This window comes from Paenibacillus sp. P22 (genome assembly GCF_000469945.2).
In the GTDB taxonomy this organism is placed as follows: Bacteria; Bacillota; Bacilli; order Paenibacillales; family Paenibacillaceae; genus Paenibacillus_O; species Paenibacillus_O humicus.
Genome location: NZ_CBRA020000009.1, coordinates 127,740 through 148,336, shown reverse-complemented (window position 1 = coordinate 148,336; position 20,597 = coordinate 127,740). Strand labels below are relative to the sequence as shown.

Genomic DNA, 20,597 nt, shown 5'->3' with positions numbered 1-20,597 from the left:
CAGATTCTGCTACACCCGGAACATATGCTGGGCGATGCCGGCCGCCATGAGAACGATGTACATGATTCCCATGGCGAAAAAACCGAGCCGCCAAATCGCGCGGAATATTTTGCGGACATCGACCTGCCCGCGCTTGCGGAATTGAAGGTTGCCGAGCAGGCCGCCGCCGATGAGCATGACGAGCAGAATGCCGTACAGGCCGAACGAATTGGAGAAAATCCGGTTGAACAGCACCGCGACGCATCCGATCAGCAGAGCGGTCGTAATATCCATCGCCAGCCGCAGCGATCGCTTGCGGTCCCCGGTAACAGCCCGGGCAGTGAAAAAAATGAAGCGCAAAGGGTATAAAAGGTATCATCGCGAGCAGTGCGTAAGCTGTTTTCAAGCTTTCCCAAACGAACACGGACATCGCCCTTTCCTACGGTTCCAGCGCCTTTACCATCGCTGCGGCGGCTTGGTTGAGCGGAGCGTCCACACCGAGCGTTCCGGCCAGAGAAGCAACCGCCCCGTTGATGCTGTCGATCTCGCTTCTGCGGCCTGCCCTTATATCCGCCAGCATGGAAGAGACGTTGCCGGCGGTCAGCCGGCATACTTCCAGCAGGCGTGCCCGCTCGCTGCCGTCGAGCGCCAATCCGGCACGGGCGAGAATGGCCGCCGTCTCCTCATGCAGCGCTTCCATCAGCTTGCCGGCCTGCGGATGGGACGGAAGCTCTCCGTTGCGGATTCCGTACAGCGCGGTAAGCGGATTGATCACGGCATTGAGCAGCAGCTTGCGGTAAATGCGGTTTTCCATATCGTTCGACAAAAAAGCGGCGATTCCTGCCTTGTCCGCGGCCTTCTGCCACATCCCTCGCAGCTTCGCCGCGCGGCTGGCGGACGCCGCTTCGTTCGCCGCGCCGTAATGGAGCTCCCCGAGACCGGTATGGATCACCGTCCGGGCGTCTTCCCTCATCGCTCCTTCGCTCGTCACGCCCGCATAGAGAGCGACATCGGGAAGAGACTGATTCAGGCGCTCCATATGTCCGATTCCGTTCTGAAGGCACAGCATGGCGTCCTGCGGGCCGGCCAGCAGGGCCAACCGGCCAAGCAGCGGCGCGTCAAGCGCCGTCTGCTTGACGCTGAGGATGAACCAGCGGGGCTCCATAGCATTTCCGCGGCCGCTGCCGTTGCCGGCATCCTCCAGCGCTGCCGCTTCGATGGGGACGGCGAATTCCCCTTCATGCGTCTTGAGCGTGATTCCGTCCTCCCGCAGCGCCTCGGCATGCCGCCTCGTGCGGACGAGCGCGCGCACATCCTCTCCCGCCAGCGACAAGCGCGCCGCGTAGAGAAGTCCGATCGAGCCTGCTCCTATGACCGTTATTTTCATGGCTTCATTCCTCCTTCGGCGATTGTACCAGACCCGGATGGCGCAAGCATCCGCGGCAGCAAAAAAAACGGCCCTTCCGGTTGATCGGAAGAACCGTTCGCATGGCATCACTCAATGCGCTCCAGGTTGCCGTTGGCATCCATCTTGAATCGCGGCTTCAGCTCGTCGTCCTCGTTCAGCACCGTGAGGCGCCTCGCGCGGTCCATGATCTGAAGCAAGGTCTTGTAGTCGTCGTTGACGGACTGATAGTCCAGCTGGACATGGTTCGCTTCCCGGGACAGACGGTCGTTGATCTCCCTGAGGCTGCTCAGCTCCTCGTTGCGGCTGGACAGCTCTCTCTCCAGGCGCTTGACATGCCGCTGCAGGTCGGAGAAGGTTGTTTTCCATTGCTTCAAATACCGGATGACGGCTTCGACCGCGATCGCATCGTCGCCGTATGCCGAATCGAGCAAGGCTGCAGGCTCGGCAGCCGGTTCCGCCAAGGCGGAAACATGGGAGGCAGCCGGCGCCTGTTTCTTCAAATAATTCCGTTTCTGCCGCTGCTGCTTGGCGAGCTGAATCGCTTCCTCATACCGCTTGCGTACGCAGCTGTTCCATCTGAACCCGCAGGCCGCGGGCGTTCTGGCAATCTTCTCCCCCACCTCTTCGAATGCTCCGAGCTGGGTACCGCCATCGCGGATATGTCTTAGTGTCACCTCGGCGAGAATCAGATCGTCGTCCGGGCTCCATGCATCTTGCCTGACTGCTGTCATGCTCGCTACAACCTCCTAACGTAAACGCACTTTCTTTATCCCTATGCCCTTGGTAGAGTTCATAGAATCTATCGTTACTAAATTGTATTTCCAATTTTGCAGAGGCTCATACATATTCGTCCTTTATGGGGGCAATCCTAGAAGCGGCAGGCGGCGGACAAGCAAAAAAGGCTTCGAGGAACCTGCGAAAGCGGTTTACAGTGATTGCCTGAAACGCTATAATGTTCTTTAGCATGCAACACGAGATGGAGAGGGGGATTACCTCATGGCGCGCATGTTTCGCGTACTTGGCTTTTGGTGTCTTGTGATCGCCCTCATGGCCTTCGCTGGAGATATGACGGAGTTTTCGCTTCTGTTCTTCTTCCAAGCCATCGCCTTCTTCTTCTTGGGCTACCTGAACTTTACGGAGCGCACCTACATACTGATGTTCTGGGCCTATATGATTCTCACCTTCCTGGGCTTCAGCTATTGGACCGTCTTCAAGATGGGATTGCCGTTCTGATTCAGCCCCAAGGCCTTCACGCACAAGAACCGCCCGGACTTCTGTCCGGGCGGTTCTTTGCATCTGAGGGCTCAAGACGGCATAAGGTAAGAAGGAACCCGATGGACAAGAAGGCCGATGAAAAACAAGCGAAAGTCGCGGAATCGTTCTGGAGAAACGTTTGTCACCGGATTTCGACCGCAAAAACGGCAGGAATCAGAGAAATACGGGGACAACAGCGATCGGAAGAATGATCCGTGAACGCAGCGACAACTTTTTCAATGGCCTCGGACAAGAAGGAGGGGATCTTCCGAAGACGCCATGAAAACAAGACTCCCTGGCCGGATCCTTCTCTCCCTGCTGGCAGTCCTCCTTCTCAGCCCGCTGCCTGGGGCGTTCCCCTTCTCCGGACCGATCGGCGCGGACCAGGCCTATGCGCAAGCCGTACCCGTCCCTTCCTCGGACGATGACCGCCAGCTGATGGAGAAAAGCCTCGCCGTCCTGGAGCTGGACCGGGATTTGGAGCGGATCGCCAGCCGCAAGGACGCGCTGCAAAAGCGGCTCGACGCTTCCACCCTCCAGCTGAAGCAGCAGGAGGAGCAGCTTCGCGAACGCAAGCAAAGAGCGGGAGAAGCGCTGAGCCGCTATTACACCGGCCGCAAGGACATGCTATGGAACGCTTTGTTTCAAATCCGCAATCTCGGGGATTTGTTCCGTATCGTGGACATGATGGATTTGCTGATGGACGGGGACAGGAAGGCGATCGCGGAATACCGGGCCGAATCCGAGGAGCTGAGGTCAAGCCAAGCGGAGCTTCAGCGGCAAAAAGCAGAGCTTGACGCAGCCGAGCAGAATCTGCTGCAGCAAAAAGCCCGCGCCGAGGAGCTGGATCGCCAGCTCCAGGAAGGCATCGGAGGCAGCAGCGATCCGGAAGCCGCGAAACGGCAGATCGCCCAGCTGGGCGAAATATGGCAGAACAGCGGACGGGCCGAAGTCCAGGCCTACTTCCGCTTGATGTCCAAGGCGATGAACAAGCTGCCCGCCTGGCTCGAGAACCATCCCGATTATGTCAAGCTGGAAAGCGGCGGCTACACGCTCCGGCTGCCGGATGATGCGCTGAATTCCTTCCTCGCCGAGCAGGATGACAGCCTCAAGGGCTTCCAGTTCCGGTTCGGGGACGGCAAGGTCCAGGCGGGAGGAAGCGACGGGTCCATGAGCGTGGAGGCTTCCGGCATTTATGAAGTCGTGGATACACCCAAAAACGGCATCAAGTTCCGGATGGATGAGCTCGTCTTCAACGGCTACAAGCTGCCCCGGGAGACGATGGATGAGTTATTGCGGACTTTCGACGTCGGCTTTTATCCCGGCAAGTTCATTTCCTTCCTCAAAGTGACCTCCGTCCAGGTCGAGGAGCATGAGCTTGTCATCCGGTTCGGCTTCTCATTGTGAATATAAAGCATCGCCGAATGGCGGCCCTCATTTTACGGAGGGCCGCTTTTCGATGGCTTGAAGCCAGGAAGACGCCAGCTGCTCCGGCGACATTCCGCCCCCGGCGTTCCAATAAGATTTCCAGAGCGGTGCCAGCAAGTCGGCCCCGTGTAGCCGAAGCCGCCCCTCCTTGCCCTGGAACAGCTGCGGCTGCCAGTCTGCCGGAAAGCCGCCATCTCCGGATGAGTCTCCGGCGTACAGGCTCTGCTTCGGCAGCAGCCTGTACGCCTCATCTGCAGACTCCTTCCCGGCAGCCGTCTCCGTCACTCCCGCGATCCAGGCCGCAGCGGCGTCGGGATTTGCGCTCGTGGCCATGATTCCATAACTCCGCATTCGCAGCGAGGCGGTATCGAGTGCCAGGCGGTAATCGGGCGTAAAACCTTCTCCAGGATTCCATCGCCTGTATTCGGACCACGGAAGGATGGCGGAAAATGCTTTTCCCGCTGCCAGAGCCGCCTCCGCTTCCTCATAGGAGGAGTAAGCCTGCATCCTGCCGCCATCCCCTCTGCCCGACAGCGCCTGCTTGAGGCGCTCCGGCAGCTGCTCGGCCCCGGCTTCCGGCTTCCATCCGGCAACCCATGCTGCGGCTGCTCCCGCATCGTCTCTTCCGATCAGGACGGTGGCGACGCCGGGATGGCCGCCGGCAGCCAGCTGCAACTCTTCCCATGCCGACGGAGGCCGCGTCAGAGCTGCCTCCATCAGCTTGCTGTCCTTCCATACCAGCACATCCGGGTCCGCATCCCGGGGCACTCCCCATAAGTAGCCGTTCCAGTAAAGCGGCTCCCAGAATGCCCCGCTTCCTCCGAAGCCGGCGCTGCCCCCCATCAGCTTGTCCAGCGGCAGAAGGACGCCGGCTGCAGCTAGAGGGATGATCTCCGAGCTCGGCAGGAGCACGATGTCTCCCGCCTCTCCAAGCAGCGCCCGGCGCCTCCACTCGCCTGTTCCCGTCTCTGCCGGGGGAGAATTCACCAGCTGGATATCCCAGCCGGGATGCTTCTGCGACCACAGGCGGCTTCGTTCCGACAGAGCGGCGTATTCCTGTTCATCCAGGGAAACGCTTACAGTCAGCCGTTCGCGCTGCTCGGCTTTTTCACCGCCGCCGGCAGGAGGCTCGTCCCAGACAGCGGAAGGCTGAGCGCCGCCCGGAGGATCCTCGGCGGGATGCTCCTGCTGAACGAGCAGCAGAGCGGCGGCGAGAGCGGCTCCCGGCAGCAGCAGGTATTTTTTTCGCGCCATCGACGCCGCCCTCCTTTCGGACCTGTCTTCCTTCATCCTATCAAAGTTTCCGGTATCTGTCTGCCCGGCCGGGTAAAAAAATAGGCCGGATGCTCCTTGCAGCAATTCCCTTCCGCATAGGTTGGGGCCGAGAGACTAGGACTTCAAAAGCCTCTTGAAAGGAGGAACAGCGTGCAGGCGGGAACAGCATGCAGGCAGCCGAGCACCGCGCAAGACAGCGGAGGCCGACGACAGACAGCGGCATGGCCGCTCCCTCATTTCCCGCTTTGGCCGAATGCCCGGCATCGGTCAGACGACAAAAAAGGCCTCCCGCAATGCAGGAGGCGTATTCCCTCATCTCTAAAGCAGGTCGGCCGCAAGCTGAGCCAGCTTGGAGCGCTCTCCCTTTTCCAGGTTGATATGCCCGCTCAGCCCTTCCTGCTTGAAGCTTTCGACGATATGGGTCAGACCGTTGCTCATGGAATCCAGATACGGATGGTCGATCTGCTCGGGATCGCCCATCAGCACGATCTTGCTCCCCTCGCCGACGCGGGAGACAATGGTCTTCACCTCATGCCGGCTGAGATTCTGCGCCTCGTCGATGATGATGAACTGGCCCGGGATGGAGCGACCGCGGATATAGGTCAGCGCCTCGACCTGAATGCTGCCGAGTCCCATCAGAATCTTGTCGATATCGCCGGACTTCTTGGTATCGAAGAGGAATTCCAGGTTGTCGTAGATCGGCTGCATCCATGGGCGCAGCTTCTCGTCCTTCTCTCCCGGGAGGTAGCCGATATCCTTGCCCATCGGGACGACGGGACGCGCGATCAGCAGCTTCTTGTATTTATGCTCATCCTCGATCTTGAGCAGACCGGCCGCGAGAGCAAGCAGCGTCTTGCCTGTACCCGCCTTGCCGGTCAGCGTCACGAGCGGTATATCGTCGTTCAGGAGCAGCTCCAGCGCCATCCGCTGCTGGGCGTTGCGGGCGGTGATGCCCCAGACGGGATCATTGCTCAGGTACAGCGGCTCCAGCCTCGCCCCATCCTGGCTTACCTTCAGCAGGGCGCTCTTGGAAGTGCCGAGCTCATCCCTCAGAATGATGAATTCGTTGGGATGGAGCCTGGAGGACAGCTGCAGGCTCTTGATGCTCAGGAACCGGTAGGAATAAAACTCATCGATGATGGACGGATGGACGAACAAGGTCGCCGTCCCCGTGTACACATCCGACGGCTCCACAGCCCGATCGGACAAATAATCTTCGGCTTGCAGGCCGAGCACATCGGCCTTGATCCGCACCAGCACATCCTTGCTGACGAGCACGACGTCGCGGCCCGCTCCATCCTCTTCTTCCTCCATATGGTAATTCAGGGCGACAGCCAGAATGCGGTTGTCATTGGACATCTCCCCGAACATTTCCTGCACCCGTACATAGCTGCGGTGGTTCAGCTCCACCTTGAGCAGTCCGCCCCTCGGGAGCGGAATGCCTTCATGCAGCCTGCCCTCTTCCCTCATTCCGTCAAGCAGCCGCGACACATGGCGCGCATTGCGCCCCAGCTCGTCGGCCAGCCGTTTTTTGGAATCGATCTCCTCCAGCACGACAGCCGGAATGATGACTTCGTTGTCGTCGAAAGCGTAGAGAGCCTGCGGATCATGAAGCAGCACATTTGTATCCAGTACGAAGATTTTGGTCACGAAGCAACCCCTCCTGGCGCCTTATAATTCCGGTCCACATGCGATGGTTACATAGCCCTACCGGAACAGGGACAAACTAGGTTCGGTTCTACGATCAAGCATCGACGGAAAGGTCAGGTGTCCCTAACATGAAAAAATGGCTGTCGGCAGCTTTGATTCTATGCCTGACGGCGACCGGCTGCGGCACGGTCGCCCATAAGGGCGATTCTCCTTCCCCTGCTGAAGACCAGCGTATTCGTACGAAGCAAACCGATCCAGAGCCGGAAAAAACGGTCGGCTCGGCCCAGGCGGCCAAGCACCTGGAGGAACTCGCCTCCCGGGTGGAGGGCGTGCGCAAAGCCCATGCGGTCGTGGCCGGCAACACAGCCGTCGTCGGCATCGATGTCGACGGCAGCGTCGACCGCTCCCGTGTCGGAACGATCAAGTATGCCGTCGCCCAAGCGCTTCGCAATGACCCGGTCGGCGTCCGAGCCATCGTGACGGCGGACATGGACGTCAACCAGCGGCTGTCGGAGCTGGGCGCCGACATCCGCCGCGGACGCCCGATTCAAGGCTTCGCGGAGGAAATGGCCGACATCGTCGGCCGCATCGTGCCGCAGCTGCCTCGCAATACGGCTCCGGAAAACCGGAATGCCGCATCGCCAGCTCCGATGGACGGCATGCACAAAGCCGCCGCGCCGGCTGCACATCGCTGAGCGGCGCCAAAGCGCAAAAAGCCTAGTGACAGGTCACTAGGCTTTTTTGGCTTTGGAGGAACGGCGAGTTCCCATGGCCAAGCCGCAGAGGACGGGCCTCTGCCATGAAGGCGCGTGCCGGATGCCGATGCACGGCCTACGGAAATCATGATGCCGCCATGCGCAAGGAGCTCCGCCATTCGCCCTGCCTCCCGGAATTAGAATCGGATCCTGATGTCGGCTTCGTAGTTGTAGTATAACATACGTATGCGCCGTCCACGACGGTCATTCATCCAGTTTGGACTGGAGCGCCTTGCTCGCCTTCGCAACGACGGCCTCGTCCAGATACACATAGGGGCTTCTCCACTCTCCGGTCAAAGGAATGAACGTAATATCCTCCTTGGAGATGCCGAAGTATACCCTCATCATTTCCCGAATATCCGATGCGGGCATATCCGTCTTCACATTGCCTCCGACGGCTCCAAATACATTGCCCAGGCGCAGCAGGCCCGGCACCGACATCATCCGGTCCGTAATCGCCCCGACGACCTGCTCCTGGCGCTCGTTGCGCTCGAAGTCGCTCGACATGTTCTTGCCGTCGTTGGATTTGCGGTAGCGCACAAATCCAAGCGCATCCTCGCCGCCGAGCTTCTGCTCGCCCTTGCGCAGATGGATGCTTGTGCCGCCGGGCTGGCCGGCATGGTCGTCGTAGTCCATATCCATGTCCACGTTGACGTTCACGCCTCCGAGCGCATCCACCACGTCGGCGAAGCCCTGGAAGTTGACGTTCGCCGAATAGGCGATCGGAATGCCGAGAAAACGGCCAATGGCCTCCTTCATCCCCTTGGCTGCGGCATGCTCCGCGCTCTCTTGGGAGATGCCCTTCCCTTCGCTCTTGGCATTGCGCAGAAAAGCGGAATAATAGCTGTTGACCTTGCGGGTTTTGTAGCCTTTGACCTCTATTCGGGAATCGCGCGGAATGGAGACGACGACCGCGCTTTTGGTCTTGGGATTGAACGCAGCCGCCATAAGGACATCGGTATTCAGCAAGCCCCCTTCTCCCCGCGTATCGACTCCCATGACCAGCATGCCGAACGGGCTGCTGCCGATCGAGCCGACTTCGGAGCTCGTGCCGTAGCTCATCTCCTTGATGGCCTTGTTCGCGTCCATGAACAGATAGACGCCGTAACCGACCGCAATGAAAACAAGCAGAGCGGCGAACAGCATGAACCTTCGCATCCAAAACCGGGGCTTGCGTTTCTTGACGGCGCCATTGCGGGCGCCTCGTCCTGCCGGCGGGCTGCTGCCCGGCCGGCGCGGGGGAGATCCGTTGCCAGTAGTCATAAATTCTCCTTCATCTGTCCGAAAGGAACCGTCATCCTGCCTCGGATTTCCTTTCTTCACAGCGCTATGTCCCCCGCCGTCAAGGGCGGAGGCCACTTGCTTCCATCGTATTTCGGGCCTGCCTAGCTTTCTCCGGCTCCAGGCGCATTTTGGCGTTTGGCTTGCCGGCGGTCGTTGAACTGCCGGATCCTCAGCATGAACATCAGCAGGACGGCAACCGCCATGCATTGAATGATCGGAAGCTTGTCGATCTGGAAGACGACCAGAATGGCCGAACCGATAGCCATGATGACGTAGACCAGAATTTCCTTGAGAATCGGCAAGCGCTGCTGCGGACGGAATACCTTGTTGAAGATATAGATAACCCCTGCCAGAATCAGGATATACGATACGAGCGCATGCTCGCTGAGCCAATGCTGCATCCCAGTTCTCCTCCTTGAGTGGATATCAATGCCGGCAGGCCCGATATCATAAAGACGAACAAGCGGCGAATTTGGATGCCGGCCGGCTGGCCGGCCCCAATCGCCGCTGTTACGTTCATGATTCAGGCAAGCCGCTTGAACCGATTATACGTTTGCTGAAGTTTTGCGCTGCTTCTCGGCACGCTCGCGTTCGCTCTTGTTCAGGAGCTTCTTGCGCATCCGGATGGATTTAGGCGTGATTTCGCAGTATTCGTCGTCGTTGAGGTACTCCAGCGCAGCTTCGAGGCTGTACGTGCGCGGCGTTTTGAGCCGGACCGTATCGTCCTTCGTCGCGGAGCGGATGTTCGTCAGCTGCTTTTCCTTGCAGATGTTGACGACGATGTCCTGGTCGCGGTTATGCTCGCCGACGATCATGCCTTCGTAAATCTCCGTGCCCGGCTCCAGGAACAGAATGCCGCGGTCTTCTACGCCCATCATGCCGTAGAAGGTCGATACGCCGTTCTCGGTTGCGACCAGAACGCCTTGGTGGCGTCCGCCGACTCCGGAGCCGGCGATCGGACCGTAGCTGTCGAAGGCATGGTTCATGATGCCGTAGCCGCGCGTCAGCGTCAGGAAATGGGTCCGGTAGCCGATCAGGCCGCGTGCCGGAATGATGAATTCCAGGCGGACCTGGCCGTTGCCGTTGTTGACCATGTTGACCATTTCCGCTTTGCGCGTTCCAAGGCTCTCCATGACGGCTCCCATGCTTTCTTCCGGAACGTCGATGAGCAGGCGCTCGTACGGCTCGGATTTCACGCCGTCGATTTCCTTGACGATGACCTCAGGCTTGGAAACCTGCAGCTCGTATCCTTCGCGGCGCATGTTCTCGATCAGGATGCCGAGGTGAAGCTCGCCCCGGCCCGATACGATGAAGACGTCCGGGCTGTCCGTATCTTCGACGCGCAGCGCGACGTCGGTCTCGAGCTCTTTGTAGAGGCGCTCGCGAAGCTTGCGGGAAGTGACCCACTTGCCTTCGCGTCCGGCGAACGGGCTGTTGTTGACGAGGAACGTCATCTGCAGCGTCGGCTCGTCGATCTCCAGCACCGGCAGGGCTTCAGGCTTCGCGGGATCCGCGATCGTCTCGCCGATGTTGATGTCCTTGATGCCTGCGATGGCGACGATGTCGCCGCCGGCCGCTTCCTCGACCTCGACGCGCTTCAGTCCCTGGAAGCCGAACAGCTTCTCGATCCGGGCTTGCTTGATTCCGCCTTCGCGGGTCATGACGGCGACCGTCTGGCCTTGGCGGATGACGCCGCGGTTGACGCGGCCGATCGCGATGCGGCCCATGTATTCGTTATAGTCAAGCAGCGTGACGAGGAATTGCAGCGGATCCGTGACGCTCTCGGTCGGATGCGGGATATGCTGGACGATCGTTTCGTACATGGCTTCCATGTTCTCGTCCTGCTTATCCAGGGTCATGCTGGATGTGCCCATGAGAGCGGAAGCGTACACGACCGGAAATTCAAGCTGCTGGTCATTGGCGCCAAGCTCGATGAAGAGGTCGAGAACCTCGTCCACGACAGCCTCGGGAGTCGCGTTCGGACGGTCGATCTTGTTCAGGACGACGATCGGGGTCAGGTTGTGCTCGAGAGCTTTGCGCAGAACGAACTTCGTCTGCGGCATGCAGCCTTCGAAAGCGTCCACGACGAGCAGAACGCCGTCGACCATCTTCATGATGCGCTCCACTTCGCCGCCGAAGTCGGCGTGCCCGGGAGTATCGACGATGTTGATGAGGTAGTTCTTATAGTTGATCGCGGTGTTTTTCGCCAGAATCGTAATGCCGCGCTCCCGCTCCAGATCGTTGGAGTCCATCGCCCTTTCATGGACGACTTCGTGGTCGCGGAACGTTCCGGACTGTTGCAGCAGCTTGTCGACAAGCGTCGTTTTGCCGTGGTCGACGTGCGCGATAATGGCGATATTGCGAATGTTCTCTCTTGCTTGCATAACTTCTAATCCACTCCATCTCTTTGTGTTCAAAAATAGACCGACATCCAGCTTACCAGCGGACACGCTTGCTCATCATCATCCAGCCGCCGACAGCGACAAGCACGATGGCGATGAGGTAAATACCCCAGCTCCAAAGCAGTACGAAAGCCATGCAGGCCGCCCATACGATGCCCAGGATCAAGGCGATCGAATAGGCGCTTTTTGGGTGGGAAGAGTCGAACATGTAGTATTCATACAGCCCGACGGCCAGTCCAAGAATGAAGAAAGGCCACAGAAATTTCATGTACCCCCATCCGAACCAGTTGCTAAACAGGAACACCAGTGCATATACGGACAACATACCGCCCGGAACCAGCGCTGCCGCAGGAATCAGCCGGCCAAAGTAGAGCACATGCAGCAGAACGCCCGGAATCAGCACGAAGAGCGGCCAAAAAACCGAACCGATAAAGCTGAAAACTCCCAATCTGCCCAGAAGAATGAAAATCCCTGCCAGCAGGATAACAATTCCGGCGGAATATTGATTGCGAATCAATTTCTATCCCCCCGTTTCCCATAACGCCTGCCGAAGCAACGGCAGAAGACGACAGCTCATATCTTTCTTATTCTATAGGAAGTGCAATAAAAATACCAGCAGGAACAAGCAGGGAAATGAAATAAACCCGAAGCGGGCTTCGGGTCGCCGCAAGCGGCGGAAAGTCATGGCCGGTTTTTCTTCATCGTCGCGATGCCGAGCACGATGACGAGCGGAATGAACAGCACCGGGATAGCGGCATGGGCGAGCGGAATCCGTGCGAAGACGGCATGCAGGCCGGGATCGGAGACGAGCATTTCGCCGGCTGCGTATCCGAGCAGGCCGGAGCCTGCGTAGACGAGCGACGGGTAGCGGGCCAGAAGCTTGCCCAGCACATGGCTGCCCCAGATGATCATCGGTATGCTGAGGACGATTCCGAGCATCATAAGTACGGGTTCGCCGTCCGCCACGGCGGCAACGGCAAGCACATTGTCGAGGCTCATGATGAAATCCGCCGTGACGATCGTCCATACGGCGCCGGCCAAGGTTGCGGCGACAGCCGGCCTCGCTCCGGAAGTGCCGGGACGCCTTCCCGCTTCGGCGTCATGCAGCAGCTTGACGGCGATCCATACCAGCAGCACGGAGCCTGCGGCCTGCAGGTAAGGGAGCTGCAGCAGAGAGATGGCGGCGAGCGTCAGCAGGCATCTCAGCCCGACAGCGGCGAAGGATCCCCACCATACGGCGCGCTCGCGCTGCTGCGAGGGCAGCTGGCGGCTGGCCATCGCAATGACGACGGCATTGTCCCCGCTGAGCAGAATGTTGATCATGATGATTTGCAGAAAAATCCAGAGATTGTCCACCCGTACATCCCCTTTCTATTTCAGAGGTATGTCCAAGCTTGCGGAAATATGCAGGCGGCCTTCCTTCCTCCCGCTGCGCGCGCCCGCCGCTCCGATTCCTGCTTCTTTGGCTCCTAACGGCGGTGCCGGAATTCCGGGGTGCAAGCGAAGATGCGGAATTCCATCGGCACGAAATAAATTCTGACTGCTAAAAAAAATGAATCCATTGTCCGAACGCCCCCGTATAAGGGTAGGTACTTATGAGGTTTAACGAAGAGAACTTGAAGGAGGAGCTTGTATGGACTGGTTAGGGCCTCTGCTGACCATCATTTTCATCGATCTTATGCTTGCCGGAGACAACGCGATCGTCATCGCCCTCGCGGCCCGCAACCTGCCCAAGGAACAGCAGAAAAAAGCGGTCATCTGGGGAACGTTCGGCGCGATCGCCATCCGCATGGTCGCGACGGTGCTCGTCGTTTATCTCCTTGATGTTCCGTGGCTCCATCTTGCCGGCGGTCTCCTGCTGATCTGGATTGCTTATAAGCTGCTGGTGCAAGAGGACAGCAGCCATGACAATATCAAGGCGGGGGGCACGCTCGGCGCCGCGATCGGAACAATCGTCGTCGCGGACGCAGCCATGGGCATCGACAACGTGCTCGCCGTTGCAGGCGCTTCGCATGGCAACATCTGGCTCGTCATCGTCGGCCTTCTTATCAGCATCCCGATCGTCGTATGGGGCAGCACGGTGTTCATCAAGCTGATCGAGAAGCTCCCTTGGATTCTGTACGTCGGCGCAGCCGTTCTTGGCTATACGGCCGGACATATGATTGCCGGAGAGCCGAAGGTCGCCCACCTGTTCGACGGCCGTCCGATGCCGGAATGGGTGTTCATCCTCATCGTCATCGCCCTCATCCTTGGAGCAGGCTTGCTGACCAACTGGATGCGGAAGAACAAAATGAATTCGCAGCAAAAAGAAAGGGAGACCCATTAGAGTCTCCCGGAGCCTGCCGGAAATATGCCGGCGGGCTTTTTTTAGTTGAGGCCGGTCCTAGAACCAATCCCGGTCCTCGGATTCCTGCAAGACCGCAGATTTGCGCTTGATGATTTCGCCTCGGCTCAGGACGATCGTCTCCGTATTCTCCGCAGCGAGCCTCACCATGTCCCCCAGCCCCTCGATCGACTGCTCGGTGCGCTCCACCACGCGCAGATTGGGATTCGTGCTCGGGGATTTCGGCACGAACAGCGTGCAGCAGTCCTCGAACGGAAGAATGGAAGTCTCGTACGTGCCGATCTGTACGGCCTTGTCGATGATTTCCTGCTTGTCCATCATGACGAGCGGCCTCAGCAGCGGCAGCGACAGCGTGCGGCCGATGACGTTCATGCTTCCGAGCGTCTGGCTCGCCACTTGTCCGAGGCTGTCGCCTGTCACGACGGCTCCCGCTCCATGCTTCTCCGCCAGCAGCTCCGCGATGGCGAGCATCGAGCGTCTCATGAGCGTAATGGTCAAGTGCTCCTGGCCCGTCTGCGTAAAGCGGGTCTGGATATCCGTGAACGAAACGAGATGGAGCTTCAGCGGCTTGCCGGCATACACCGACAGCCGGCGCGCAAGCTCGATGACCTTGTCCGTCGACTGCTCGCTCGTGAACGGATAGCTGTGGAAGTGCACCGCCTCCAGCTCCAGCCCTTTGCGCATGGCGGACCAAGCGGCGACGGGACTGTCGATTCCGCCCGACAGCAGCAGCATCGCTTTCCCGTTCGTTCCGTACGGAAATCCTCCTGCGCCAGGCTCGCTCGCGCAATAAAGGTACGTTCCTTCCGGCTGGATGTCGACCCGCAGCTCCGTCTCGGGACGATGCACGTCCACGGCGAGGCCGGGGTAAGCCCGCAGTATGGCTGAGCCGACGATATGGTTCATGTCATAGGACGGATGCGGAAAGCCTTTCCATCCTCTTTTGGTGGACACCTTGAAGGTCGCAGGCTCCTTCGGCAGCGATTTCCATACTTCCAGCGCCGTCTCCCGGATCGAGTCGGCATCCGACTCGGTCCTCTTCACCGGGCTGAAGGAATGGATGCCGAACACCTTGCCCAGTCCGGCGGCAGCTTCTTCGTACGAAGCCCCGTTCAGCTTGATATAGATTCGTCCGTACGTTTTGTTGAACTCAAGTTCGGGCATATGCCCGAGCGCATCTTGAACATGCCGCAGCAGCTGCTGCTCGAACCTTCCCCGATTGCGGCCCTTCAGCGTAATCTCGCCGAACCGGACGGTTATGAAGTCATAAATCATTTATCTCCCATTCCTTTCAAGGGGCTTCAGCCGGCGGACCGCTTCGGCCAGGGCGTCCGCCAGCCGGTCGATATCCTCCGGCCCGTGCTCGTCCCCGAAGCTCACACGGATTCCCGCTGCCGCCCTGTGCCTTGGATAGCCCATCGCCAGCAGCACGCCGCTCGGCTTGTCGTCCTTGGAGGAGCAGGCAGACTTGGTCGAGACGAGCATGCCCGCCTCCTCCAGTGCATGGACGAGCACTTCAGGCTTCATGCCGGCATAGGAGAAGTTGAGCACATGCGGCGCCTGATAAGGCGAATCCGGTGCGGAATCCCCGTTCACTTCAAGCTCCGGCAGCAGGGCAATGCGGTCCAATAGGCGGCTTCTCAGTCCGCCCAGCTTGCGCGCGCGCTCTTCCCTGGATTCCATGGACAGGCGGACCGCCTTGGCGGAAGCAACGATGCCCGGCACGTTCTGCGTACCGGGCCGGAAGCCGCTCTCCTGCTCGCCCCCTCCAAGCAGCGGCTCCAGCCTTACGCCTCCACGGACGTACAGGAATCCGCTGCCCTTCGGACCGCGAAGCTTATGGGCCGAACCGCTGAACAGATCGATCCCCCACTCCCTCAGCCGTACGGGCAGCTTGCCGATGCTCTGGACGCCGTCGACATGGAACAGGGTGTCGGGACAGCCCCGCAGCAGGCTCCCCGCTTCCGCAATCGGCTGCACGGCTCCCGTCTCGTTGTTGACCTGCATCAGGCTGACCAGAATCGTGCCCGGCTTCATGGCATCGCGGAGCTGCTCCACGCTGATCCGGCCTATGGAATCCACGGGCAGATAGGTGACCTCGAAGCCTTCCCTCTCCAGCTGGCGGAACGCCTCCAGCACCGAGGCGTGCTCCGTGACGGAGGTGATCAAATGGCTGCCTTTGGAACGATTCGCTCTCGCCGCGCCCTTGATGGCCAGCTGGTTGCTCTCCGTGCCTCCGGAAGTGAAGATCCACTCGTCCGCTTCCACCTCGAACAGCTTGCCGAGCAGCTCTCTCGCCTGGCGGATGAGACGGTCCGCATCCAAGCCTGCGCGATGCAGAGAGGACGGATTGCCGTAATGCCGCTGCATGACCTCTGCCAGCGTCCGCACGACATCCGGATGAGGAGGCGTCGAAGCGCAATGGTCAAAGTAAAGCCAAGCCTTTTCCGGGTTCATTTAGTCCAAGACTCCTTTTGGCAAAAAAATAAAAAAACCGCCTGGCCGGCTGTCCCCGATCGGATCGGGACAGCTTCGGAGCAGCGGTCATGGTACATGTCCGAATGTTGAACAGGCACCCACTATCGTATCGCAAAACAGGTAGCGTTACAAGCGGAGCGAGCTTTCCTTCTCCAGCACTTTGGCCACATAACGCTGGGTTTCGGCCGGCAAGGTGGAGAAAAGGGCGCTCAAGGACGATTCATCGGAAATGCCGAGGCGGTCAAGCTTTCCGGGTCCTGCATTGTAGGCTGCGAGCGCGGTTGCCGCGCTGCCGTCGTACTTGCGCAGCAGATACGACAAGTATTTCGAGCCGCCGTCGATATTTTGAGCCGGATCGAACGGATCGGTCACGCCAAGCCCGCTTGCCGTCCCGTCCATCAGCTGCATGAGCCCTTTGGCCCCGGCGGACGATTCGGCGCTCGGGTTGAAGGAGGATTCCGCTCCGATCACCGCCTTGATCAACGACTCGGATACTCCGTAGCGGGCTGCGGCAGATTGGATCATGCTTTCGTAAGGCGCTGCGGAGCCGTCCGCCGCTGATCCCGAGACAGCCGCGCTCATCGAGTCCAAGCCTCCGGGCAAGCCCGTCTGCAGCAGCTGCAGCGGGGCCGGAATGCCATAGCCGTAGGAATCGTCGTTTTCCTCGCCAGCCCATGCGCTCTGGTCCGATGCCGAAAGCTGGGACAGCAGCTGGTCGAACGAGGTTTGTCCGGCAGCCGAAGTGCCGGAGGCGGAAGAGCCGGTGAGCTGGCTCAGGCTCGGCGACAGCTGCAGTTTAAGCAAAGTCGTGAGGATGCGGGGGTCGATGGACATCATGTCATTCCTCTCTAGCCATTGTCATGAAATGTATATCGGTTTATCGCCAGTCAAAATGAATGCCTGGTCAAAGATTAAGCTGCTAGCCGCAACCGGTCGCGTCTCGGTCGCTGCCGGATCGAAAAAACCCGTCCTCGGAAAAAGGACGGGCTGCAATCAGCCGAGCATCAAATATAAGGGCAGTAAGATCAAATAAACGGCGGCGGCCAGCCCGCCCATCGCCATCGCGATGCCGCCGAGCATCCGGCTGCCTTGGAAAAAGGCGAAATAACCGAATACGGCCGCCGTAATTCCCATAAATGCCGGCCAGATCAGCCAGGATAGCACGGCGAATACGAGTGCGGTCCAGCCGAGCGAGCGGCCGGCCGAGACGACTTCGCGCTTCAGCGATTCGATGCGCCTTTGGCTGCCGCTGGATTCGGAATGCGGGGCCGGCGCGATTTCGGCAGCCGTTTCCACATCGCCGAATTGCTCGCGCGAGCGGGCGATCCAATCCTCATGCCGCTTCTTCCGAATTCCGTGACGGCGCCTCGATGGATCGGACATAAGCCCTCAGCCTTCCTTCGGCTTGAACGTATGGCAGCAGGTGGCGGAGGATTCCTTGGCTGAATCCTGGTGGTTGACGCCAAGATCCTCATCGGCGAATTCGGCCGTCAAATCCGCATGGGCATGCTGGTCGATCTCGATGTTGATGGCATCGGCGCCACATTGGTTGCCTTGTCCCCAAAACGCACAGTTCGATACGCTGCAAGCTACGCCTTTTGGCATAGTCGATCACCTCCGCTACAAAGAATTCCCGCGGCGGGCCCGACGTATGCTTTCCTATTTCTGACCTTGCATCCTGCGCTGGGTCATGTAGTCATTTTCATAATAGGCAAGGTCGTCGCGCAGCTCTTCGTAAATCTTGGATACGCCGAGCACGATGTCGCGCGCCGCGCGCACGGGCTTGTGGCGGAAGCGGATCGCATCCTGGCCCGTATAGGCATATCTTCCATCCTCGGAATACCCTTCGTTCTTCGGATAGAAGAACGCGTTCACGCTATGATGGTAAACCTCATACAGCAATCTCTCCGCATAGTCATTGTCAAAGGTCGGGCGGCGCAGCGTGACGCCAAGCTTCTCGTAAGCCACTTCGGAATAGACCAGAAGATGGCGCAGATCCGACAGCAGCCCTTTGTAGAAGGTCTGCTCCTCGCCGCCTGCATCCGGCGCCTCCAGCTGCGGGAGTGCATGCTGGTTCAGGAATGGCTCCAGCAAGGATACGGCTTCTTTGAGCTTGCCGCGCGTGGATTCGCTTAACGCTTTGACGTTGGCAGATGGCATTGTGATGTTCCCCTTTCATCGATCCAGCAAGACTTTGATGGTCACGTTTATCCTATCACAGAACAGCGGCGATTTGTAGGTATTTGGGACATGTTCCTGCATCGTCCTGCACCCGCAGCCGAAGCCGAAGCGCATAATTCCGGGCTTCCTTCCCAACTCTAAAGGAGCACGCTCGTCCAGTTACTTATGCTTTCGGGAGGTTTTCTGAAGCTATGCGAAAAAAATGGATCGGCGCCTTCGCGGCGCTCGCTTTCCTTGCCATTCTGATTCCGATCAGCCCGTTGTTCGTATCTCCCGGCGGCAAGCATCATGAGCAGCAGCAGGCCAAAACACGAGTCCTTTCGGCCCGGGAAGAACATCTTCTCAAGGAAGCAGACGTCAAGCACGATATGGACGCCACCTCGCAGTTGTGCGCCTCCCAATGCTCCAAGGACATCGGCAAGCTGTTCTCGCTTGCGGACCGTCCGTCCGCCGACAAGGAGCGCGGCATGAAAAAGCTGATCGCCATGCATCCGCAGATGCTGCGGCTCGAGTGGATGCAGAAAGACAAGGCGTCCATCTCCGCGGGCAGCATGCCCAAGTCCGCCGAAGCCAGGCTGAAGGCTTCGATTCAGGCGGCGAAAAAAGGAGTCGAAGCCGGCAGCCGGTACCAGTCCCCTATCGTCGAAGCGGATGGCCAGCGCTACATGGTGCTTGGCATTCCGGCTTACGGCGGCCGAGAAGGGGTGCTCGGAATCATCCGGCAGGATATCGTCGGCCAGGTGCAGAGGCATCAAATGCGCAATCTGCGGCTCGTGCCCTATCCAGCCGAAGGCCATTACAGAGTCGAATCGGTCCATGCGGGAACCGGCCGTGAAATGACCGTCCGCACGGGCGAGGACAATGGCGCGTCCAGCCATTATCATGTGCAGGAAGTCGTCGTTCGGTTCCGCAGCCATCCCGGACCGGGAGAGCTGGCGCGCATCCGGCGGGACATCGGCGCCGTGTCCGAAAACAAGATGAACAGCACGTTCATCTTCCGATCCCGCAGCATGGACGCCATGAAGATGATGGGCTATTTCCGCAAGAAATGGAATCCCGTCTATGTCGAGCCCCATTACCTGTATATAACCAACGACCGTCCCCTCGAAAATCAAGCCGGCAGCGGCGCGAGGGCCTTGGTGGACGAGACGGCGGCCCAGCCGATCATTCCGAACGACAGGCTGTATTCCGACTATCAATGGAATCTGCCGTCCATCGAAGCCGAGCTCGGCTGGAACCTGTCCAAGGGCAGCGATGCCGTGAAGGTCGCCGTGCTGGATACCGGCGTCCAGGCCGACCATCCCGACTTGACCGGCAAGCTGGAGCCGGGAACCAACATCGTGACGAGCGGATCGAAGCCCGACGACGATGTCGGTCATGGCACCCATGTCACCGGCATCATCGCCGCCACCGTCAACAACGGGGAAGGCGTAGCCGGGCTGACGTGGTACAACAAGATCATGCCGGTCAAGGTGCTGGACAGCAGCGGAGCCGGCTCCACGTATTCCGTTGCCCAAGGGCTCATCTGGGCGACGGACCATGGCGCCAAGGTCATCAATATGAGCCTGGGCAACTATGCATCCGCCGAGTTCCTGCATGACGCGATCAAATATGCCTACGACAGGGACGTCGTCCTCATTGCGGCCAGCGGCAACGACAATACGGACCGGCCGGGCTATCCCGCCGCCTACCCGGAAGTATTCGCGGTCGCCTCGACCGACTCCAAGGGCCAGAAATCGTCGTTCTCCAACTTTGGAGATTACATCGACGTCGCCGCTCCAGGCGACAGCATCGCAAGCACTTACCCCGGCAGCCAGTACGCGGCATTGTCGGGAACATCGATGGCGAGCCCCCATGTGGCCGCTCTGGCGGCCCTGATCCGCTCGCGCAATCCCGACCTGACCAACGTCCAGGTGATGGATATCATGCGCCGTACGGCGATCGATCTCGGCGCCAAAGGTAAGGATTCTTATTTCGGCTACGGGCAGATCGACATCGACAAGGCGCTGCGGGAAGCGGGCAAGACGGCTCAGCCGCTCCAGGCATTTCCCGAACAGGTGAAAGGGCGGCTGCAGCGAATTACGGACAAATTCAAAAACAGCGCCAGATAGAAACGCAAGAAGGAGCCCCCGGCAGGGAGCTCCTTCTTTGTGCTTGCC

At 59.4% G+C, this 20,597-nt stretch carries 21 protein-coding genes; 5 read left to right on the top strand and 16 right to left on the bottom strand.

Translation table 11 applies throughout. From position 1 onward, the window contains the following. Positions 1 to 9 precede the first annotated feature (9 nt). The 3 genes from BN871_RS03215 to BN871_RS03205 form a co-directional block, all read right to left on the bottom strand. On the bottom strand, positions 10 to 339 hold the full coding sequence (locus BN871_RS03215) for a DUF3397 domain-containing protein (RefSeq protein ID WP_232312783.1): 330 nt from the start codon (positions 337 to 339) through the stop codon (positions 10 to 12). Between the two features lie 79 nt (positions 340 to 418). Beyond that, positions 419 to 1,366: a ketopantoate reductase family protein gene (locus BN871_RS03210; protein WP_048744431.1), complete on the bottom strand. Its 948-nt coding sequence runs from the start codon at positions 1,364 to 1,366 to the stop codon at positions 419 to 421. A gap of 107 nt (positions 1,367 to 1,473) precedes the next feature. Then, on the bottom strand, positions 1,474 to 2,118 hold the full coding sequence (locus tag BN871_RS03205; RefSeq protein WP_021877493.1) for an RsfA family transcriptional regulator: 645 nt from the start codon (positions 2,116 to 2,118) through the stop codon (positions 1,474 to 1,476). A gap of 265 nt (positions 2,119 to 2,383) precedes the next feature. Here BN871_RS03205 and BN871_RS03200 point away from each other — a divergent pair, with 265 nt between their 5' ends. Both BN871_RS03200 and BN871_RS03195 read left to right on the top strand, forming a co-directional pair. Next, on the top strand, positions 2,384 to 2,620 hold the full coding sequence (locus BN871_RS03200) for a DUF2626 family protein (protein WP_048744429.1): 237 nt from the start codon (positions 2,384 to 2,386) through the stop codon (positions 2,618 to 2,620). A 300-nt stretch (positions 2,621 to 2,920) separates the two neighbouring features. Beyond that, positions 2,921 to 4,048, top strand: a complete 1,128-nt coding sequence (locus tag BN871_RS03195; protein ID WP_021877495.1) for a hypothetical protein — start codon at positions 2,921 to 2,923, stop codon at positions 4,046 to 4,048. A gap of 27 nt (positions 4,049 to 4,075) precedes the next feature. On the opposite strand, the gene BN871_RS03190 is transcribed toward BN871_RS03195, so the two are convergent. Then, positions 4,076 to 5,323: an extracellular solute-binding protein gene (locus BN871_RS03190; RefSeq protein ID WP_021877496.1), complete on the bottom strand. Its 1,248-nt coding sequence runs from the start codon at positions 5,321 to 5,323 to the stop codon at positions 4,076 to 4,078. 339 nt (positions 5,324 to 5,662) lie between these two features. Beyond that, a complete protein-coding gene (locus BN871_RS03185; protein WP_021877497.1) occupies positions 5,663 to 6,994 on the bottom strand; it encodes a PhoH family protein in 1,332 nt (443 codons plus the stop codon). Positions 6,995 to 7,122: 128 nt separating this feature from the next. Between BN871_RS03185 and BN871_RS03180 the strand changes: the two genes are divergently transcribed. Further along, a complete protein-coding gene (locus tag BN871_RS03180; protein WP_021877498.1) occupies positions 7,123 to 7,689 on the top strand; it encodes a YhcN/YlaJ family sporulation lipoprotein in 567 nt (188 codons plus the stop codon). A gap of 264 nt (positions 7,690 to 7,953) precedes the next feature. On the opposite strand, the gene BN871_RS03175 is transcribed toward BN871_RS03180, so the two are convergent. The 5 genes from BN871_RS03175 to BN871_RS03155 all read right to left on the bottom strand — a co-directional run bounded on the left by BN871_RS03175 (position 7,954) and on the right by BN871_RS03155 (position 12,791). After that, the gene (locus BN871_RS03175) at positions 7,954 to 9,012 is read right to left on the bottom strand and encodes an LCP family protein (RefSeq protein ID WP_069202438.1); all 1,059 of its coding nucleotides are present in this window, start codon (positions 9,010 to 9,012) and stop codon (positions 7,954 to 7,956) included. A gap of 122 nt (positions 9,013 to 9,134) precedes the next feature. Beyond that, positions 9,135 to 9,434 carry a YlaH-like family protein gene (locus BN871_RS03170; protein ID WP_048744427.1) on the bottom strand — a complete coding sequence of 100 codons (300 nt, stop codon included), beginning with the start codon at positions 9,432 to 9,434 and terminating at the stop codon, positions 9,135 to 9,137. 144 nt (positions 9,435 to 9,578) lie between these two features. Beyond that, positions 9,579 to 11,417 carry a translational GTPase TypA gene (gene typA / locus BN871_RS03165; RefSeq protein ID WP_048744425.1) on the bottom strand — a complete coding sequence of 613 codons (1,839 nt, stop codon included), beginning with the start codon at positions 11,415 to 11,417 and terminating at the stop codon, positions 9,579 to 9,581. A gap of 52 nt (positions 11,418 to 11,469) precedes the next feature. Then, positions 11,470 to 11,952, bottom strand: coding sequence for a hypothetical protein (locus tag BN871_RS03160; protein ID WP_021877501.1), 483 nt, complete (start codon positions 11,950 to 11,952; stop codon positions 11,470 to 11,472). A gap of 164 nt (positions 11,953 to 12,116) precedes the next feature. Then, entirely contained in the window at positions 12,117 to 12,791 is a 675-nt protein-coding gene (locus tag BN871_RS03155; protein ID WP_232312782.1) for a TerC family protein, read from the bottom strand. Between the two features lie 277 nt (positions 12,792 to 13,068). Here BN871_RS03155 and BN871_RS03150 point away from each other — a divergent pair, with 277 nt between their 5' ends. Continuing rightward, on the top strand, positions 13,069 to 13,761 hold the full coding sequence (locus tag BN871_RS03150) for a TerC family protein (RefSeq protein WP_021877503.1): 693 nt from the start codon (positions 13,069 to 13,071) through the stop codon (positions 13,759 to 13,761). 57 nt (positions 13,762 to 13,818) lie between these two features. On the opposite strand, the gene thiI is transcribed toward BN871_RS03150, so the two are convergent. The 6 genes from thiI to BN871_RS03120 all read right to left on the bottom strand — a co-directional run bounded on the left by thiI (position 13,819) and on the right by BN871_RS03120 (position 18,417). Next, the gene (gene thiI, locus BN871_RS03145; protein ID WP_048744422.1) at positions 13,819 to 15,054 is read right to left on the bottom strand and encodes a tRNA uracil 4-sulfurtransferase ThiI; all 1,236 of its coding nucleotides are present in this window, start codon (positions 15,052 to 15,054) and stop codon (positions 13,819 to 13,821) included. After that, positions 15,055 to 16,236: a cysteine desulfurase family protein gene (locus BN871_RS03140; RefSeq protein ID WP_021877505.1), complete on the bottom strand. Its 1,182-nt coding sequence runs from the start codon at positions 16,234 to 16,236 to the stop codon at positions 15,055 to 15,057. 147 nt (positions 16,237 to 16,383) lie between these two features. Continuing rightward, entirely contained in the window at positions 16,384 to 17,094 is a 711-nt protein-coding gene (locus BN871_RS03135) for a lytic transglycosylase domain-containing protein (RefSeq protein ID WP_332310197.1), read from the bottom strand. 156 nt (positions 17,095 to 17,250) lie between these two features. After that, positions 17,251 to 17,640, bottom strand: a complete 390-nt coding sequence (locus tag BN871_RS03130) for a hypothetical protein (protein WP_048744420.1) — start codon at positions 17,638 to 17,640, stop codon at positions 17,251 to 17,253. Between the two features lie 6 nt (positions 17,641 to 17,646). Continuing rightward, positions 17,647 to 17,862 carry a DUF1540 domain-containing protein gene (locus BN871_RS03125; protein ID WP_021877508.1) on the bottom strand — a complete coding sequence of 72 codons (216 nt, stop codon included), beginning with the start codon at positions 17,860 to 17,862 and terminating at the stop codon, positions 17,647 to 17,649. A 54-nt stretch (positions 17,863 to 17,916) separates the two neighbouring features. After that, entirely contained in the window at positions 17,917 to 18,417 is a 501-nt protein-coding gene (locus BN871_RS03120; protein WP_021877509.1) for a YpuI family protein, read from the bottom strand. 212 nt (positions 18,418 to 18,629) lie between these two features. On the opposite strand from BN871_RS03120, the gene BN871_RS03115 reads away from it, so the two are divergent. After that, positions 18,630 to 20,549 carry a S8 family peptidase gene (locus BN871_RS03115; RefSeq protein WP_021877510.1) on the top strand — a complete coding sequence of 640 codons (1,920 nt, stop codon included), beginning with the start codon at positions 18,630 to 18,632 and terminating at the stop codon, positions 20,547 to 20,549. Positions 20,550 to 20,597: the final 48 nt, after the last annotated feature.

Coding starts and splice junctions, on each gene's coding strand:
- BN871_RS03210 (WP_048744431.1), bottom strand. CDS start 1,366: ATGAAAATAACGGTCATAGGAGCAGGCTCGATCGGACTTCTCTACGCG.
- BN871_RS03120 (WP_021877509.1), bottom strand. CDS start 18,417: ATGCCATCTGCCAACGTCAAAGCGTTAAGCGAATCCACGCGCGGCAAG.
- BN871_RS03195 (WP_021877495.1), top strand. CDS start 2,921: ATGAAAACAAGACTCCCTGGCCGGATCCTTCTCTCCCTGCTGGCAGTC.
- BN871_RS03180 (WP_021877498.1), top strand. CDS start 7,123: ATGAAAAAATGGCTGTCGGCAGCTTTGATTCTATGCCTGACGGCGACC.
- BN871_RS03130 (WP_048744420.1), bottom strand. CDS start 17,640: ATGTCCGATCCATCGAGGCGCCGTCACGGAATTCGGAAGAAGCGGCAT.
- BN871_RS03125 (WP_021877508.1), bottom strand. CDS start 17,862: ATGCCAAAAGGCGTAGCTTGCAGCGTATCGAACTGTGCGTTTTGGGGA.
- BN871_RS03135 (WP_332310197.1), bottom strand. CDS start 17,094: ATGATGTCCATCGACCCCCGCATCCTCACGACTTTGCTTAAACTGCAG.
- BN871_RS03190 (WP_021877496.1), bottom strand. CDS start 5,323: ATGGCGCGAAAAAAATACCTGCTGCTGCCGGGAGCCGCTCTCGCCGCC.
- BN871_RS03115 (WP_021877510.1), top strand. CDS start 18,630: ATGCGAAAAAAATGGATCGGCGCCTTCGCGGCGCTCGCTTTCCTTGCC.
- BN871_RS03200 (WP_048744429.1), top strand. CDS start 2,384: ATGGCGCGCATGTTTCGCGTACTTGGCTTTTGGTGTCTTGTGATCGCC.
- typA (WP_048744425.1), bottom strand. CDS start 11,417: ATGCAAGCAAGAGAGAACATTCGCAATATCGCCATTATCGCGCACGTC.
- BN871_RS03170 (WP_048744427.1), bottom strand. CDS start 9,434: ATGCAGCATTGGCTCAGCGAGCATGCGCTCGTATCGTATATCCTGATT.
- BN871_RS03140 (WP_021877505.1), bottom strand. CDS start 16,236: ATGAACCCGGAAAAGGCTTGGCTTTACTTTGACCATTGCGCTTCGACG.
- thiI (WP_048744422.1), bottom strand. CDS start 15,054: ATGATTTATGACTTCATAACCGTCCGGTTCGGCGAGATTACGCTGAAG.
- BN871_RS03205 (WP_021877493.1), bottom strand. CDS start 2,118: ATGACAGCAGTCAGGCAAGATGCATGGAGCCCGGACGACGATCTGATT.
- BN871_RS03150 (WP_021877503.1), top strand. CDS start 13,069: ATGGACTGGTTAGGGCCTCTGCTGACCATCATTTTCATCGATCTTATG.
- BN871_RS03175 (WP_069202438.1), bottom strand. CDS start 9,012: ATGACTACTGGCAACGGATCTCCCCCGCGCCGGCCGGGCAGCAGCCCG.